Here is a 240-nt window from a genome sequence, read left to right as displayed (position 1 = left end):
GTGCAACCATGCAGAGGTGTCCGGTGGACAATCCGATCCGCGCGATGCGCATCTTCACGCGCATCGTCGAAATGAACAGTTTTACGCGCGCGGCGCAGGCGCTCGGCATTTCGCGCGCCACCGCCACGCGCACCGTGCAGGAGCTCGAAGCGGCGCTCGGCATGCCGCTGCTGGTGCGCACGACGCGCGCGCTGCGGCCGACGCCCGAAGGCGACGCGTATTACCGGCGCTGCGTCAGCA

The 240-nt window shown here is 68.8% G+C and carries 1 protein-coding gene; it reads left to right on the top strand.

All coding sequences use genetic code 11. The features are described from left to right. Positions 1–23: 23 nt before the first annotated feature. Positions 24–240, top strand: a 217-nt coding sequence (locus AAEY62_RS24470) for a LysR family transcriptional regulator (protein WP_350637081.1), incomplete at its 3' end; no start/stop codon positions are given.

This window comes from Pseudoalteromonas sp. GW168-MNA-CIBAN-0100, assembly GCF_040309225.1.
GTDB classification, from domain to species: domain Bacteria; phylum Pseudomonadota; class Gammaproteobacteria; order Enterobacterales; family Alteromonadaceae; genus Pseudoalteromonas; species Pseudoalteromonas arctica.
The sequence above is the reverse complement of the archived record's forward strand: the minus strand, read 5'-3'. Positions and strand labels throughout refer to the sequence as shown.